Genomic DNA, 14,183 nt, shown 5'->3' with positions numbered 1-14,183 from the left:
GGCCATCTCGGACGCAACGAGCGGCGTGTGATGAGCGCGATCGAGCTCTGCCGGACGGCCGAGCTCGGCGGCCATGTCGAGGGCTGCCGAGCCTGCGGGGCGATCCGCGTGGCCTACAATTCCTGTCTTATGGGCAAAGCCGGTAATGGGGAGCTGGCAGCAATTTGATCGCGCACCTGCACCAATCACCGCTAACCCCGCTCTCCATTACGAGGTACGCCTGAGCAGCTCGATCAGCCGGTAGGTGGGCTGGAAGACGCCGCGCCGCAGGTGAGGCGGCAGGATCGCCTCCATCGCATCGAGCTTCTCGGTTGGATTGCCGCGCGTAAAACCGCGCGCGATAAAAATCGCTGAGACTGGACACGCGCGCGGTGTCCGGGTGCGATTCCAGATTGCCCCATTCCGCCAACTGGGCGAGGGCGGCGTTTATTTCCTCGATGCGTGGCGATCCGTTCGGCCATCAGGCTTCCGCGAGCACATCGTCTGGTCTCAATTGAAGGCGATATTGCCGTTTCGCTGCGGCGAAGACGTCCATGATGCAGCGGTAGAGCGTAGCTTTGTCTGCATTCAGGTGCCGGAACAGCTCGGCTGAGTCGCTCGCAAATTGCATGGAAATCTCTGCCTCTAAGCTACCATGAGTGTTTTTGCTTTGTTCTGGATGATCGTCAAGCACCACGACGTTTTTTCCACACATGGACAAAGTCCTTGTCTGGGCGGCGCGCCAGCAGCTCCGGTCGGCGCACCCAAAAAGTATGTCCCTGAAGTTCAAATTGACGAGGTCGGTGTCGGGCAGGTCGACCTCAGGGTACGATGCCTGGATCTGAACGCACCCGTCCCCAAAAAGACGCTGATGAAGCCTGGCGCATGGTAGTCGCCCGTGGCCAGCAATTGCGCAAACGAGCGAGTTGAAGGCGTTGACGGCGATCGACATCGGTCACGGCGATCCATGATGCCAGGCAGTCGTAGCCTTCGATCGGGACGTCCTTTTGCGATCGTACAGGCGATGGGACGGCCGACATACTTGGCCGACATCCCTTTCACGCGATCCGCCGCCCCTGTATGTATCACGTCGAAGTCACGGAGCAGTTCTTGAAGTTGAAGTTCGCTCCCCCGGGAGACCCGGTAATCTCGACGCCGTATTGAACGCTGCCGACATTTATGTCGCCAAAGTAACCCTTAGACTTGAGCCAATCCAGGACGCCCTTGATGTCCACCGTCCCGCTGTCGGTCTTCGAAGTGCGCACCAGCGAGATTACCCTTTGGCCATTGGAGCCTACAAACACGTTCCAATTCGCCCCGCCTACATTGACATTGCGGTAGACCGGAATCGCCGCACCGGAAGTGTCATATTGACTTGAGATAGGCTTAACATTGCCGCTGCCGTCTGGATTTCCGGTGTGGTTTGTCCAGAGCATTATCTCATTTTGATGTGAGCTGTCCCAGATGTCGTAGGCGGTGTCCCAGGCGCCGCCAGAAGGAACATCCTGATTGAAGCTCCCAGTCAGAGTTTTAATTGTACTGAGCGGTTTCCCGACATTGAAAGCCTGGTGGGGATAGCTCTTGATACCTCCAGTATTAGGCTGGTTCGACCACACGCTCCACTGGTTGTCTGCGTACACCGAAATTGTCTGAGGCCCTGCGCCCTTTCCCCCCCAGATATCATTGTTCCAGGAATAGCCGCCATGTGAAAAGTCCTCGTATGGAGCGCTCGACCTCCAGATCGGAGCGTTTGCCGAGACAAGTGCGACAGTCGATGACCTGGCTTGGTTCAAAGCTTGCCTAAATAGATCATCATCGAGTCTGTCGACGTATCCCGGCGGAGAGGGCAGCGAACCGGTGCCGTTTATCGGAGTGGAATCCATGAAGCTCTCCTTCTGTTACGGGAACATCGATCTCGTACCGATCCGTTTGGCGAGTGCCTGGGTCCGTCACCAGTTGAGTCATCCGCATCTGGAGACCAAGTTCGAATGCTAGGGAGCTTAACTTTCGAGAAGCTGACGAGTCTTCTACCCGTTGGGCTCAGTGCGATGCTCATCAGAAGAACGGCACGACGCGGTCGTTCAACAGCTTTCCCGCCGCGATCGGCTATGCGTCGGCGCCGGCCAGGAGGCCCGCCGGACGTCCACTTTTTCATCGTCCACCTCTGCTGAGGTGTGTGCACGCAGGATGGAAAGGGATTGGTGAGCGGGCTGATTTCTGTCCCTCAATGTATCTGGAAGCAGATCCTCAGCAGGAGCGTATAGCCCATGTACGCCGCACCGCAACGCCAGACGCCGTTCAGACAGGTGGAGAGCAGGGTTAGTAATTCCCCAGCGACGCATACTGAAACGTGCTGCCGCCCGCAAGGCAGGCATGCAATTGCGATCCCGAACAGCTCAGCTTCGAGCAGGCTCTCATCTGCTGTGCAGTTCGCCTGGCGGCCTTCGAAGATCGAATTTGCCACCGCGAAAACGCCGCAGCGGTGGCACTATGCCAGGACCTGCCCGCCATTTTTGCACGCGTTCAATCGCGGAGTGTTCTCCAGGCCGCACCATTTGCCCTCGTCCTCGTTCAGTCCGTCGATCCCTCCCGATCGCCAAGTCTGTGCATTTCCGCTGGAGAACTGTTTTCTGTTGGTCACTTGTCACGGCGTCGGCGCTTGAACGCTGCGCCCGGCTCTCTATAGCGCCGAGCAGCACGAAACTCATTGCTGGTCGTCCAGCCTCGCGACTGCCATTCTACCTGCAAGTGACCGCGAGGATTGTGACAAGCGGACCAAAAATACCCAACCGAGGCCAAAGACTTTTCGCCAGCCTGCCAGAAAATGGCATGAAGGCCCTTGCCCGAAAAGGAACTGGACCCAAGAAGCAGCATCGACTCTATCGCACGCCAGGCCCCGATGTTGCGTCGGAGCGGGTCCTGCGGCCGGGATTGCGGCAAAGCCTGGAGGGGCACAAGATGCGTTCCGTTTTCCAGGCTTTGCGGGGATCAGAAAGGGAGCTCTGAGCGGCGCGTGCGCGCTGCGCGCACCTGGTGCTCGTGAACCCAGCCCGCTTTTCCCAGGCGGTCTCGTCCATTACGGCGTCGCCCCCTGGCGCAGGCAGCCCGCGCAGTAGCAGCGGCCCTCACCGTGGCCGCGAAGCGAACGATCGGCGCCATCATACCGTGTTATAGTGGCTGCGTTGTTGCGCAGACAGGAAGCTGGTGGCCAGCGAACTTCCCAGTTGCCACCCGGGCTGCGTCTCGATATGCGAGGTGCCGTCGCGACGACGCCTCCTGTTTCAAACTGTGGCTCTGCTATGGCGTTCAGCGCCCATGGCCTCCCAAGTGAAACTCCAGCTCAGTTACGAGCAGTTCTTGTTCTGTCTATTGGCCGGATGCATTTCTCGAAATAGAAACACTGGTAGGCAGGAACTGGAAATGGTTATCCCGCGGCGAGGCACGGGGGCGGCGGGGAACGGGGGGGCCGGTTCTGTCAAGCACCACCTGATAGACAAGCTGGCGCAGCAGCATCGGGCAGTGGAATGAAGCTCTGGAGCCGAAATTGCTGGGGGCTCTGCTGGTAATAAGTGCGAAAAACACGGCTCAGATGTGAGCCGTCACAGAAGCCGCACTCCAACGCGATACTGCCAATCGACTTTTCAGACCGCGACAAAAGATGACGTGCGTGGTCCAAGCGTATCCGGGTATAGACCACTTGTGGGGAGGTCGTGAGCTCAGACTGGAAGCGCCGCTCGATCATCCGTTTGCTCAGGTTGAGCTTGCCGGCGATCTGGTCGATGGTCAGTGGGACATCCAGGTGATGCTGCATCAGCAATACAACCCGTTTTAGGATCTTATCCCGAACCACGACCTCCAGACTCCCCGTCGGCTGGGCAGTCTCACCTCTAGCCGCCTCGTCGAACATCATAATCCGCAAGCTTTTAGCTGCGAGAGCCTTGCCAAGATGTCGGTCGACAAGGAACGCGGCCAGGTGCGCGGCACTGGCACCGCCTGAACAGGTCAGTCGGTCGCGATCCACCACGAAGATCTGGTCGGACACGGCCTGCAAGCCAGAGAAAAGCCCAAGGAAATCCGAATTGTGAAACCAACTGACACAACAGCGGTAACCGTCCATCAGGCCAGCCCGGTGCAGGATGAACGAACCTGTACACAGTCCCACCAGGGGAATGCCTAAAGCGGCAGCATTCCGAAGATGCTCGTCAAAACGCGTGTCGATCAGGACACTATCCTCCTCAAGGACACCGCCGACAATAACAAGGTAGTCAAAGCGACGGAGATTGCCAATTCTCTCATGGGGAGAGATCGCGACGCCACAGCTCGACCGGATCGGCGACATGTCGGGGGAGATGATACGCCATTTGCAACGGATTGGACGGCTCCGGTCGCCGTCGTCTGCGGCCAGGCGGAGCACGTCGACGAAATTGGCGAAAGCCCCAAGCGTAAAGCGGTTGAGGAGGAGGAACCCGACTGACAAAGGCCCGCGAATTCGCCCGGGAGCCATGCAGGAATCTGGACGGGGCGTGCCTTGTCGCAAAACTACTGCCATGCTGACGCAAATGTCCTTTTCGTGGATGCCCCCGTACCGTCATATGGGCGCGATCTGATTACCAAGCGTCGCCCCGAGAACGCTGCCGGAGAGCTCTGAAATGGTCCATCACTGGTCCCGCGATACATGGACGTCAGCCACCCCCGACGCTGGGACAGTAACATTTTATCTGGCGCCCGGCTTTGAACTGCTCGCTTTGTCATCGGCTTTGGAGGTCTTAAGGCTGGCAAACCGCGCGGCCGGGCGCGATGTTTTTCGTTGGCGCATGGTGTCCCAAACTGGAGAGGCTGTCGATGCGAGTTGTGGCATCTCGGTCTCAGCCGATTTCGACTTGGCGCAGGAGCGCCGGTATCAGTCGCATCCCAACCGCCCTCTGATGGCCATTGTCTGCGGCGACGAGCCCAACGACGGCCACGCAAGCAAAGCGCTGAACGCCTGGCTGCGGGAATGCAGGCAGCGCAGGATCATGATAGGAGCGTTTGGAAGCGGTGTGATCGCCTTGGCCGAAACCGGGCTGCTGAATGACCGGAAGTGCTCGATTCATTGGGAGGCACACCCTGCCTTCAACGAACATTTCATGCATGTTGAATCCGTGACCACCGTCTACGAGGTCGACGACAGTATCTGGACCTGTGCCGGAGGGACGGCGGCCTTCGACATGATGGTCTACTTCGTCAAACAGCATTGCGGTGAACCTGTCGCGGTGAACGTCGGTGACCTGGCCGTGGCAGGCCGCATTCGCGCTGGTGATGAGCGTCAGCGGCTCCCGCTGTTGCGCCAGCATGGAACCATCAATCCCACAGTTGTGAAACTCATTGAGTTGATGCAGGAGAATTTGGCCACACCTCTTACCATGGCGGAGCTCGCGACAGCTGTGGGGCTCTCAAGGAGGCAAATCGAGCGGCTTTTCCGCAATGAGCTTGGCCGCTCGCCGCGTCGCTATTTCCGGGAACTGAGGCTGGAACACGCGAGACTCCTGCTTGCCCAGTCGGCGCTCCCGGTGCTGGACGTTGCGATTGCATGCGGCTTCATTTCTGCGTCCCACTTTTCGAAATGTTTTCGCGCGGCCCATCTGATAGCGCCCCATGAGGCGCGCAAGCTTCCACCCGGGAGATATCTAGATGTGCCTTCCCGGCGGCTTCAGCCTGCAGCGATTTAAGTGAAGATCGGCGTAGTTGTGTGGGCCAAAGATGCGCCAGGTATCTTATGCCACCGGACCTAATAGCCCGCTTCCCTGTTAAACAACGGAAAGACTTCAAGCCCGAGTTCGAAGCGGCGGACATTATTAGCGATCACTGCGGCCGCGCTCGACGCAAATGTTGCGCCCGACATATGCGGCGTGACAAACACCTTGGGATGGCACCAGTAGCGATGTTCGGCAGGGAGCGGCTCCTGCGCGAATGCGTCCAAAGCGGCCCCGGCGAGATGGTCGCGGTCAAGCACCTTGAGCAGTGACTCGTCATCGACTACCGCTCCGCGGCTAATATTGATGAAATAGCCGCCGGGACGCATGGCTGCGAAAATCTTTTCATTGAGGAAGTGGCGAGTTTCCGGGGAGAGGGGGAGAGCGTTGATGGTCACGTCGTTGCGGCTCAGGAATTCTGGGAGGGAATTCGCCCCTGAATAGCAATCAATTCCCTCGATTTTTCGGTTACTGCGGTCCCACCCGCTTACGGCATATCCGAAATCGTGGATGCGACTGGCGACTTCCGTACCGATGCGACCCAGCCCGAAGACCCCGACGCGAAACTCTCCCGTGGGGACGATCTGCTTGCGATGCCATACCCTTTCTTTCTGTTGGGAGCCATAGTCCCCGTATCGCCTGTGAAATGTCAGCACCCAATAAAGGGCGTGTGCCGCCATGTCGCGGGCGACGGCCGGATCCGCGAGCAGGATGACGGGGACGTCGGGTAGACTCGGATCTGCCACAAAGTGCTCGGCGCCGGCCCCGAGCGAAAAAATCGCCTTGAGATTAGGATAGCGATTGAGGTCACCGGCTGGATGATTCCAGACCATTGCGTACACGACCTCGTCAGGATTGATTGGTTCACCGAACACTTTGACAGGCAATTCAGGAAGCTGACGGCTGATTTCCATTCGCCAGCTTTCATTGTCATAGCCATGGTTGTTCAACAGGATGGTCATGGGTTGGGCACCGCCTGGGAGGAGAATAGGCTCGCACGGAAAGTACGGCTGCCCGTTCGACCTCCGTGCAAGACTTCTGACTAACGAATAGGGGCTGGAAGCCCCGGTTGTTTTCCGACCGAGGGTTCCAGCTGGATGCTAGGAGCGGTAGGAAGGATCAACCCGATCGCACTGGCGCAAAAGCGCCGGCCACTCATGTTTGCCAAGCGGGAAATCGTCGTATTGGCGGTGCGCCAGCCGCCAGATGTCCTCGCTGCTCTTGTCGAGCTTCAGGCCGGTGGAATAGGCATCGATCAATACGCGGCAGGCACGAACCGTGTAATAAAGATTCATGAAGGCCTCACCGGCCGTGGCACCTACCGCGAGGAACCCATGGTTTTTCATGATAAGGCATTTTTTGCCCTCGATGTTTTTGGCGAGGCGATCCCGTTCCTCCAGCGTCAGGGACAGTCCTTCCCAGTCATGATAACCGATGTCGCCCCAAAGCATTGAGCCGTCCTGGGTCAGGAACTCAAGGCCATCCTGCAGCGCCGTGATGGCCAGGCCCGCCGGCGCGTGGCTGTGGAAGACGACCTTCATGTCGTGGTGAGTGTTGTGAATTGCTGAATGGATAACGAAACCAGCGGTATTGACGTCCGCAGGGCCGTAGAGAACCTTGCCGTTTTCGTCGACCTTGATCAGATTGGACGCGGTGACCTCATTGTACAGCAAGCCGAAGCGGTTTAGCAGGAACTGGTGGTCAGTGCCTGGGACCCGCATCGTGATGTGGTTCCAGATCAGGTCGTCATAACCGTAGATATTCGCCAGGCGGTACAGGGCAGCAAGATCAACACGCGCTTCCCACTCTTCCTTGGAAATGTTCGCATGGCCGCCCTGGACGCTGAAGTCCTCGGCTTTCATCTCGTGTGCCATTGGTTTGTCCTTTCGATTGGTTATTGTCAGATGGAGCGGAGGAATGTGCCGTTCTGCTCTTCCAAGAGCTTCACGGCCATGAGGTGGTTCTGCTCAAAACCATACTGGTCAACGGCCTTTTTGTAGATCGCCTCAACCTGTTCGCACATGGGCAACGTGGCGCCGACTGACTCTGCCAGTTCCAGGGTCAGGACCAAGTCTTTGTGTGCAAGGCCAAGCGCAAAGCCGGGATCGTAGCTTCCGTCAAGAATAGCCGGACCATATCGGTCCGCGACATAGCTCGCTCCGGTGCTGCCTTGAATGATTCCAAGCATGGTCGCGGCAGGAACCCCGCCCATCACTCCCAGCATCAGGGCTTCACTCAGCGCGACCGAGTTGAGGTAGCAAAGCACGACTTGCGAAATTTTGGCCACGTAGCCGGCCCCGTGAGGGCCAAGATGCATGACCCGGTTCCCAATCTTTTCTAGAACTGGCTTGCACCGCGCGAATACATGTTTGTCGCCGCCGACCATGATCATCAGAGTTCCGGCAGCTGCTCCTTCAATCCCGCCAGTAACCGGTGCGTCAAGAAACGCAATCTCCCGGTCGGTGGCAGCGGCGCGGATGCGTCGCTCGCAGTCCAGATTGTTGGTTGAAAGGTCGATCCAGACGGCGGCTTTCGGCAGTCCGGCGAGAATCCCCTGTTCTGAGAGCGCCGCGGCCTCAATGATCTTCGGGTTTGGCAGCGATGTGAACGCTATGTCAGCTCCAGTAGCCGCCTCGGCAGCGGTGGTGGCAGACGAGATTGCGCGGTTACCGGCCGCTGCCCCAGCCGCCCGCACGGCTTCGACCTTATTTGGATCCAGGTCGAAAAGGCCAAGCTCGTAGCCGGCACGCGCCAGATTGCTGGCCATTGGCCCGCCCATGTTGCCCAACCCGATGAATGCAATCCGCATAGATGTCTCCATTGGCCAGCCAGAGTTCTGCTCCGGCACATGCGCTTTTTCTACCCGCCCACTCTTTCTCAGTCGGGTTGACGTGGCAAACGAATATAATTACCGACTCATATCGAGGAATTCGATTTAACGGAGTTTCCTTTTTTGAACATCGAGCACATCAAGGCCTTTTTGGAGGTCGCCACGACCGGCAGCTTCCAGCACGCCGCCGACCAACTCAATGTCACCCAGTCGACCATCAGCGCGCGGATAAAGGGGCTTGAACGCAGGCTCAACCGGCAGCTGTTTCACCGCAAGCGGAACGGAGTGGCGCTGACGACCGGCGGTCATCAGTTCCATTCAAGCGCAGTGAATATCGTGCGTGCCTGGGAGCGGGGTCAGCAAGTTGCCACGCTGCCGGAGGGCCTGAATGCCTTTGTCACGTTGGGTGTTGAAGACAATCATTGGCCGCGCGTCGTGCCGGGCTGGCTGGAACGAATGGCAAAGGCGCTGCCCGACGGCGTCGCGAGCGCGCTCAGCGAGCGCTCGGATATTCTCATGGAGAAACTGCGAGCCGGCCTGCTTGACATTGCCGTGCTCTATGACCCGCGTCACTGCGCGGAGGCGCGGATCGAGCCACTCAGCAGCGAAGAGCTCGTGATGGTGTCGACCAAACCACGTGCCGTTCAAAGCGGGGTTGTTCCAGGCTACGTGTTCGTGGATTGGGGTGAGACGTTTCGAGCCCAGCACAGCATGCATTTTCCTGGGGTTTTCAGCCACAAGCTCACGATCCGCAGTTCAGCAGTAGCCATGGATCATATCCTGGCCAACAACGGCTCGGGGTATTTTCTGGCCGAGTCCGTGGCGCCTCAGGTCAAGTCCGGCCGCCTGCATGTGGTCGAGGGGGCGCCGCGTTTTCAACGAACAGTCTTCGTCGCCGTTCGTATTGACGTCATTGCGCCGGAATTTATCGAAACCGCTGTGCGAGCCTTGCGCGATACGATCGCCTGAATTCCGGTCCAAAGCCAGAGAGATGACATGAAAATCACCGCGTTGAAGACCCGACTGACCGACGTACCTTTTGCCAAGCCGATCACCACGGCCATTCACAACATGCGCTCGGTCGGATGCCTGCTCGTCTATCTGGAAACTGATGTAGGGCTCGTGGGCCAGAGTTATATCTTCACATTGAATGCCGTCCGGCTCAAGGCCTTTGAGGAGATGGTGCGCGGCTTCTCGCATCGCATCGTGGGTCAGGATCCTCACTACGTGACGGCGATCAATTCGGCGATCTGGTCCGAAATTAACCCGACCGGTTATGCGGGCGTCACGATCTCGGCGCTCTCTGCGCTTGACACGGCCTGCTGGGATCTCGTCGGCAAAAGTACGGATCGGCCGCTCCACTATCTGTTCGGGGCCTGTCGGGATCGCGTTCGCACATATGCCAGCGGCGGGCTCTGGTTATCCCAGAGCGTCGACGAGCTAGTTGATGAAGCGGCGATCTTCCTGGACCAGGGTTTTCGGGCGATGAAGGTGCGCGTCGGTAAGGTAGACCCGCGCGAGGATTTTGAGCGCGTCAGCGCCGTCCGCGAGGCGGTTGGGCCCTCCATCGAACTTCTCGCGGACGCCAACCAGGCGCTCAATCCGAAGCAGGCGATCCGGCTGGGCCGGATGCTTGAGGAACTCGACGTCGGCTGGCTCGAAGAGCCGGTTTCCGTCCACAACCTCGTCGGCCAGGCAGAGGTCCGGAATGCGCTCGACATAGCGATTGCCTCGGGTGAGACGGAGTGGACCCGCTTCGGCATTCGCAACACGATCGAGGCCCGCGCCGCAGATGTATTGATGCCCGACCTGCAGCGCATTGGGGGCCTCACCGAAATGCGTCGTGTCGCCGCCCTTGCGGAAACCTACAGCCTGCCGATTTCTACCCATATCTTTACCGAGCACAGCCTTTGCATTGCCGGGTCAGCTGCCAATTGCATCTCCGTGGAGCACATGCCGTGGTACGCCCCGCTGTTCCGCGAGGAAATGGAGATCGTGGAGGGCGACATCCTGATTCCCACCCGTCCCGGCACAGGCTTTACCTTCGACGAGGCGGCCGTGACCCGCTTCGCCATCGATTAATAAGACGGAGCTTGTATCGAAAAAGTCGATGTCAGGCCCGAATTATATTCGTTAGTTAAATGTTCAGTCTTCCTATAATTCCTGACGTGGGGAACCGGCCCGGTAGCCTCTGGCTGCCGGGGACAATCGCCTGGAATGGAAAACCAACAGGAGAAGACAATGCTCTCACGCACGCTTAAACTTAGCGCAGCTGCGTTTATCGCAACGCTCGCCGCGACTGCGGCCGAAGCGAAATGCGGTGATGTCACGATCACCGAGATGAACTGGGCCTCGGGCTCGATCGTCACCGCCGTCTCCAAGTTCCTGATGGAGCAGGGATACGGCTGCAAGGTAACGGTGGTGCCATCGGCTACGGCCACGGCAGTGACCTCTGTCGCAGAGACCGGCCGCCCCGACATCGTCACCGAACTCTGGCTCAATGGCGCGCCCGCTTATCCAGGATTGGTGGCCGCCGGCAAAGTTAAGACGTTGGGCCATGTCCTGACCCCCGGCGGCATTGATGCATGGTGGGTCCCGCAATACCTGGTGGACGAACATCCGGAACTTGCAAAGATCGAAGGCATTCTGGCACATCCCGACTGGGTAGGCGGCAAATTCCATAATTGCCCCGAAGGCTGGGGTTGTAAGATCACCAACGACCATCTGGCGGAAGCCTTTGATCTGAAAGGCCACGGCATCGAAGTTTTCAATCACGGCTCAGGAGAGACGCTGGCAGCGGCGATAGCTGCGGCCAATGAGAACAAGCAGCCTTGGTTCGGTTACTATTGGGGCCCGACGTCCGTTCTCGGCAAGTACAAGATGGTCAAGGTCGACATTGGCCCGTACGTGCCTGAGATCCACGCTTGCAACGCGGTCGAAACCTGCAAGACACCCGGGAAGTCGGCTTATCCGCCGGCAGAGGTGGTGACGGCAGCGACGACGGATTTCGAGAAGCGTGAGCCGGAAATTGCTGCCCTCATGTCAAAGGTCAGCTTCACCAACGAGCAGATGAGCGAGACTTTGGCCTGGCAAGACAGCAAGAAGGCTTCAGCGGATGAATCTGCGGTCCACTTCCTGACCACCTACAAGACGGTGTGGGCAGACTGGCTCAGCCCCGAGGCAAAGGAAAAGCTTTCAGCGGTCCTGAAGTGAGAGCCAAGCTCTCACTTCTAAGGGGCTCCGCACGGCTGTGCGGCCCTAACGGCCGACGTGGTAACGGGCGAATGCTCGGCGGCACCTCCAGGTTTAAGCAACTTTCCATCAGTACCGGTGGCCGCGCCCTGATGGGCGAGGCTGCCGGATAGCGGCAATTCAGGGCTAGCCATGGCAGCGTACGAAAAAGCTTTTGAGGCATTGGGACTGCGGTCCTGGTGTGACGCCGGCGCAACCGGCGGCCCCATGTCGATGGACGATTTTTTAGCCAAGGCCGGGGCGTTGGGAAGCGACCAAGCCGAATCTTTTCCGTTCCCATCCCTCGACGTCCTCCATAAGGCCTGCGGCGCCGTCCCGCGCACCCGCGACATGACAGCCGGGTTGGAAGGCCTGTTCCTTGATGTGAAAGACCCCGTGAAAGTCGTTCTGGACCCGGTTACGCAGCCATTGAGTTGGGCGCTGCGCAACGCCATCGATCTGATGCAGTCACTTCCGTGGTGGGCCGCGATCCTGATCCTGGTCGCCATCGCTCATTTCGCCGGACGTCGCATCGGGGTGACGATCTTCGTGCTGGTGGCGTTCCTGGCCTTGGCATTCATCGACCATTTCGGTTACGCCATGCAGACGCTCGCCATCATCGTGGTCTGTACGTTCATCTGCGTGCTGTTTGGCGTGCCGATCGGCATTGCGATGTCACGCAGCAACTGGTTGGAGCGCTGGCTAACGCCTTTTCTCGACCTGCTGCAGACGCTGCCGACCTTCGTCTACCTTATCCCGCTGATCTTCCTGTTCAGCGTCACGGAGCCCAAACTGTATGGAATCGCGATCATTCTGTATGCCATCGTGCCGTCAATTCGACTGACGAATCTCGGCATCCGGTTGGTCGACAAGGACGTTCTCGAGGCGGGAGAAGCGTTCGGCATGACCTCTTGGCAAAAGCTCCACCGCGTCCAACTGCCGCTCGCGCTCCCGAACGTCATGGCCGGCATCAACCAGACGATCATGTTGTCGCTATCGATGGTTGTCATCGCGTCGCTGGTATCCGCACCGGGCCTTGGAACCCTGGTCCTGCGCGGCATCAACAAACTTGAACTCGGCGTCGGCCTTGTCGCGGGTCTCGGCATCGTCCTCCTGGCCATTGTTCTCGACCGGGTAAGCAGGGCTGCCCTCCAGCGCGTCAACAAGCTGCACCAGTCACGGACATGGGCATGACCGAGAGCTTCGTATCCATCCGCCACCTGTACAAGATCTTCGGCAACAACGCGCCAGCCATGGTGTCCTACGCAATGGCCGGGATGCACAAAAAGGAGATGCTGCAAGCGCATGGTCATGTGCTTGGGCTGCGCGACATCAACGTCGAGATAAAGAAAGGCGAGATCACGGTGATCATGGGGCTATCAGGCTCCGGAAAGTCAACCCTGATCCGTCACCTCAACCGCCTCGTCGACCCCACAGCGGGTGAGGTTATCGTTAATGGTACAGACATCATGAAGCTCGACCGTTACAGGCTCCAGCAGCTGCGCCGGACTCAGATGTCGATGGTCTTTCAAAAGTTTGCGTTGCTTCCGCATGAGACGGTGCTGCGAAACGCCGGCATGCCATGCTCCGTCCGCGGCGATGGGCGGGCCAGGACCGACGAAACCGCTCGTAAATGGCTCAGCAGGGTCGGCCTTGCGGGCTCAGAGGCGCTCTATCCCCACGAACTCTCGGGGGGCATGCAGCAGCGCGTCGGCCTCGCCCGGGCTCTGACGTCGAACTCCGAACTCATGCTCATGGACGAAGCCTATTCAGCGCTGGACCCGCTCATCCGGTCAAGCATGCAGGACCTTCTCCTCGAACTGCAGAAGGACCTCCAGAAGACGGTCGTGTTCATCACACATGACCTCGATGAGGCTCTCAAGCTTGCGGACCATCTGGTGATCCTGAAGGACGGCGAGATCGTGCAGCAGGGGGAGCCGCAATACATCCTCCTCAACCCGGCCGGCCCTTACATTGAAGACTTCGTCAGCGATATCAATCGCGCACGCGTCCTTCGCGTCCGATCGGTAATGGAAAAGACGATCACGGAGGACGATGGCTATGAGGTCCTCGACGGGGACGAGACCCTGGAGCGGGCGATTCTGCGATCCCAGGGAGCTGCTGACAAATTCTTTGCAGTGCACTCGGACGGAGCCCGGGTGGGCACGCTCAGGATGACGGACGTTCTGAAAGCTCTTGTACCCACAGCCTCTACCATGCGGAACCACGGCAACGGGTAGGTTAGGACCATGACAATGGGATTCCCATGGCGCTCGTCAACCGAATGGATCTCACTGTTGCCGCGAAAATGTCAGTCGAAATGGCTGGGATCCCTGATGGCGAAAGTCACCAATCCCTCGCTTCGGTTAAGATCGTTCTGCCGAAAGGCCTTGCCTGGCTGGTTCAAAGGG

The 14,183-nt window shown here is 58.8% G+C and carries 11 protein-coding genes and 2 pseudogenes; 7 read left to right on the top strand and 6 right to left on the bottom strand.

Annotated features, from left to right (window positions below):
* Positions 1–126 (top strand): annotated as a pseudogene (locus tag RFM98_RS30465) (transposase zinc-binding domain-containing protein); the annotation flags it as partial.
* 1 nt (position 127) lies between these two features.
* On the opposite strand, the pseudogene RFM98_RS31290 reads toward RFM98_RS30465, so the two are convergent.
* From RFM98_RS31290 to RFM98_RS30450, 3 genes and pseudogenes are all read right to left on the bottom strand, one after another.
* A pseudogene (locus RFM98_RS31290) lies at positions 128–931 on the bottom strand (DUF2397 family protein).
* Between the two features lie 133 nt (positions 932–1,064).
* Positions 1,065–1,862: a glycoside hydrolase family 12 protein gene (locus tag RFM98_RS30455; protein ID WP_320312199.1), complete on the bottom strand. Its 798-nt coding sequence runs from the start codon at positions 1,860–1,862 to the stop codon at positions 1,065–1,067.
* 1,592 nt (positions 1,863–3,454) lie between these two features.
* Positions 3,455–4,528, bottom strand: coding sequence for a GlxA family transcriptional regulator (locus RFM98_RS30450; protein WP_320312198.1), 1,074 nt, complete (start codon positions 4,526–4,528; stop codon positions 3,455–3,457).
* Positions 4,529–4,628: 100 nt separating this feature from the next.
* Between RFM98_RS30450 and RFM98_RS30445 the strand changes: the two genes are divergently transcribed.
* Positions 4,629–5,687: a GlxA family transcriptional regulator gene (locus RFM98_RS30445; RefSeq protein WP_320312197.1), complete on the top strand. Its 1,059-nt coding sequence runs from the start codon at positions 4,629–4,631 to the stop codon at positions 5,685–5,687.
* A gap of 59 nt (positions 5,688–5,746) precedes the next feature.
* Here RFM98_RS30445 and RFM98_RS30440 read toward each other — a convergent pair whose 3' ends face one another.
* From RFM98_RS30440 to RFM98_RS30430, 3 genes are all read right to left on the bottom strand, one after another.
* Complete coding sequence (locus RFM98_RS30440; RefSeq protein WP_320312196.1) at positions 5,747–6,673, bottom strand: 2-hydroxyacid dehydrogenase; 927 nt, start codon at positions 6,671–6,673, stop codon at positions 5,747–5,749.
* 138 nt (positions 6,674–6,811) lie between these two features.
* Positions 6,812–7,585, bottom strand: coding sequence for a class II aldolase/adducin family protein (locus tag RFM98_RS30435; protein WP_320312195.1), 774 nt, complete (start codon positions 7,583–7,585; stop codon positions 6,812–6,814).
* A 26-nt stretch (positions 7,586–7,611) separates the two neighbouring features.
* On the bottom strand, positions 7,612–8,520 hold the full coding sequence (locus tag RFM98_RS30430; RefSeq protein ID WP_320312194.1) for an NAD(P)-dependent oxidoreductase: 909 nt from the start codon (positions 8,518–8,520) through the stop codon (positions 7,612–7,614).
* A 144-nt stretch (positions 8,521–8,664) separates the two neighbouring features.
* Here RFM98_RS30430 and RFM98_RS30425 point away from each other — a divergent pair, with 144 nt between their 5' ends.
* From RFM98_RS30425 to RFM98_RS30405, 5 genes are all read left to right on the top strand, one after another.
* Entirely contained in the window at positions 8,665–9,510 is an 846-nt protein-coding gene (locus tag RFM98_RS30425; protein ID WP_320312193.1) for a LysR family transcriptional regulator, read from the top strand.
* A gap of 27 nt (positions 9,511–9,537) precedes the next feature.
* Positions 9,538–10,623, top strand: coding sequence for a mandelate racemase/muconate lactonizing enzyme family protein (locus RFM98_RS30420; RefSeq protein WP_320312192.1), 1,086 nt, complete (start codon positions 9,538–9,540; stop codon positions 10,621–10,623).
* Positions 10,624–10,782: 159 nt separating this feature from the next.
* Positions 10,783–11,754, top strand: coding sequence for an ABC transporter substrate-binding protein (locus tag RFM98_RS30415; protein WP_320312191.1), 972 nt, complete (start codon positions 10,783–10,785; stop codon positions 11,752–11,754).
* A 171-nt stretch (positions 11,755–11,925) separates the two neighbouring features.
* Positions 11,926–12,966: an ABC transporter permease gene (locus RFM98_RS30410; RefSeq protein ID WP_320312190.1), complete on the top strand. Its 1,041-nt coding sequence runs from the start codon at positions 11,926–11,928 to the stop codon at positions 12,964–12,966.
* On the top strand, positions 12,963–14,012 hold the full coding sequence (locus tag RFM98_RS30405) for an ATP-binding cassette domain-containing protein (RefSeq protein WP_430682369.1): 1,050 nt from the start codon (positions 12,963–12,965) through the stop codon (positions 14,010–14,012). Before RFM98_RS30410 ends, RFM98_RS30405 begins: the two co-directional genes overlap by 4 nt.
* Positions 14,013–14,183 lie beyond the last annotated feature (171 nt).

It is taken from the genome of Mesorhizobium australafricanum, assembly GCF_033977265.1.
GTDB classification, from domain to species: domain Bacteria; phylum Pseudomonadota; class Alphaproteobacteria; order Rhizobiales; family Rhizobiaceae; genus Mesorhizobium; species Mesorhizobium australafricanum.
This window is presented reverse-complemented; position numbering and strand designations above follow the sequence as displayed.